The sequence below is a fragment of the Desulfitobacterium sp. genome (genome assembly GCF_982384815.1).
The window spans coordinates 1-2,247 of the sequence record NZ_CEVWNY010000179.1 but is presented as its reverse complement, the minus strand read 5'-3'; the positions used below and the strand labels follow the sequence as shown (position 1 = coordinate 2,247).

4 protein-coding genes are annotated in these 2,247 nt (G+C 44.0%); all 4 read left to right on the top strand.

What is annotated here, in order from left to right:
- A partial coding sequence (locus AC1U9U_RS15835) for an acetate/propionate family kinase (RefSeq protein WP_479961513.1) occupies window positions 1-713 on the top strand: 713 nt, incomplete at its 5' end.
- A 65-nt stretch (window positions 714-778) separates the two neighbouring features.
- Complete coding sequence (locus AC1U9U_RS15830) at window positions 779-1,288, top strand: YceD family protein (RefSeq protein ID WP_479961512.1); 510 nt, start codon at window positions 779-781, stop codon at window positions 1,286-1,288.
- Window positions 1,289-1,318: 30 nt separating this feature from the next.
- The gene (gene rpmF / locus AC1U9U_RS15825; protein ID WP_479961511.1) at window positions 1,319-1,498 is read left to right on the top strand and encodes a 50S ribosomal protein L32; all 180 of its coding nucleotides are present in this window, start codon (window positions 1,319-1,321) and stop codon (window positions 1,496-1,498) included.
- A 314-nt stretch (window positions 1,499-1,812) separates the two neighbouring features.
- Window positions 1,813-2,247: transcription factor FapR (gene fapR, locus AC1U9U_RS15820; protein ID WP_479961510.1), on the top strand; the 435-nt coding region annotated here is incomplete at its 3' end.

Here is a 2,247-nt window from a genome sequence, read left to right as displayed (position 1 = left end):
GACTCCCCTATGAGCTTTATAAAAAATACAAAATCAGGAAATATGGTTTTCATGGGACTTCCCATAAATATGTAAGCCAACGAGCTGCTAAAATGCTTAATCGCTCTCCGGAAGGGCTAAAGCTGATCAGCTGCCACTTGGGTAATGGCTCCTCCATTACCGCTATTAAAGATGGGAAATCCATCGAAACCTCTATGGGCTTTACCCCATTAGAGGGACTGATGATGGGAACCCGTTCCGGAGACTTAGACCCTGCGGTAGTATCCTTCATTCAGAAAAAAGAAAACTTATCCTCAGAAGAAGTCAATGACTTCCTCAATAAAAAATGCGGTGTTCTAGGTCTTTCCGGTGTCAGCAGTGACTTTAGGGATATTGAACAAGCCCGTGATCAAGGAAATTATCGTGCTGAGTTAGCTCTTGAGGTTTTTGCTCATGATGTAAAAAAATATATTGGCTCCTATGCAGCTGTCCTAGGCGGTGTGGATGCCATCATTTTTACCGCCGGCTTAGGTGAGAATTCAGCGGAAATGCGGGCCACCGTAATGGAAGGTCTTCAATATCTTGGGGTAGAATTAGACCAAGAAAAGAACAAAACCCGCGGTCAAGAGATCGATATCTCTAAGGAGGAAGCAACCTGTCGCGTGCTGGTTATTCCTACCAACGAAGAGTTAATGATTGCTTTGGATACCTTAGAAATCGTCAGCAAGGGTTAAGGAGTTTTCCTTGACAAAGAAAATCATGCCAACTATAATAATGGTTGTGTATTGGAGTGGTTTTTATGAAAGTAAATGTCGCTCAAATCCGTCGGGATGAAAACGGAACTACCCGCTTTGATTTGAAGGAAGATTTTTCGAACTTTGAGTCAGAACTTGAGGGGGTTGCTTTTGTTGCTCCTGTACACGTTCAACTTCAGGTGAACAACACGGGAAAATCCTTGCTTGTCAACGGAAAGATCGTGACAGAGCTCGACGCTCAATGCGGTCGTTGCCTTGAGCATTTTCATTATGCTGTCGATCAGGATTATGAGGATGAATGGGTCTATGCGCCCCAAGCAACAGAAGAACAAATGGAGACTGCGTTGATCTTCCAAAAGGATGAGATTGAAATTGACGAACGCATTCTTGAGCAAATCGTGTTGGCCTTACCGATGAGGTTTATCTGTTCTTCCGAGTGCAAAGGTTTATGTCCGAAATGCGGTATTAATCAGAATCTTCAGGCTTGCGATTGCAGCCAGGAAAGAATCGATCCCCGCTTTGCGGCACTAGCCAATTGGCATCGTGAAGATTGATTATTCGATAGTTTAAAGGGGGTGTAATTCATGGGTGTTGGTCAACATCGCCAATCCAAATCCAGAGTACGTAAACGTCGGGCTATGTGGAAATTAACTGCTCCTAACCACATCGAATGCCCCCAATGTCATAAAGCAAAATTACCACATCATATTTGCCCAAACTGCGGTTATTATAAGGCCAAAGAAGTTATTTCCATGGGAGAATAATCGTTATTTAAAAGAAGCCGTTAGGCTTCTTTTTTGGTTGATTAGAAAGTATAAGTCTGTGGGTGCATAAAGGGCAACCGGCGACTTCGCTTTCGCAAAAGCAACAAGTGCGAAAGCAGTGCTTTCGTGGCGAAGCCACCTCACCAGGGGATCATAGACGAGTTAGAGGTTGTAAAATGTTTTTGCCGAATATTTTGCGACTTCTTTTTTTATTAGAATTTTTTGGTATAGTATTAGGTTACTGCTTGTCAGCAGAAAAAAGCTAAGTTATAATATTAGTACCAGGTACTAAAATGGTAAAGTTGGTGAGAAGCATGACCAGACATCATAAGCATGAGCGTCATCAAGCATTGCGGGTGGAAATAGAAAAGAATCCTTTTTCTACAGATGAAGAGCTTGCCAAGCACTTTGGGGTAAGTGTATCAACGATTCGCTTAGACCGGGCCGAATTAAATATTCCCGAGCTGCGGGAACGCACTAGGGCAGTTGCCCGTGAGGCCTACGGCACTCTTAAATCCTTGGGCGAGTCGGAGCTGGTTGGGGACTTAAGGGAATTCCATATTGGGGAGTCGGGGTCTACGGTACTCAAAGTTGAAGAATCCATGGTGTTAAGCAAAGCACGAGTCACTCGGGGACATCATTTGTTTGCTCAGGCCAATTCCCTGGCTATTGCGCTTGTGGATGCAGAGATTGTAGTCACAGGAAGCGTGGATATGAAGTTTTTACGTCCGGTCCGTTATGGAGAGACG

What these genes read in the sequence shown, in the direction of transcription:
- rpmF (WP_479961511.1), top strand. Translation starts at nt 1,319, where the DNA reads ATGGGTGTTGGTCAACATCGCCAATCCAAATCCAGAGTACGTAAACGT.
- AC1U9U_RS15830 (WP_479961512.1), top strand. Translation starts at nt 779, where the DNA reads ATGAAAGTAAATGTCGCTCAAATCCGTCGGGATGAAAACGGAACTACC.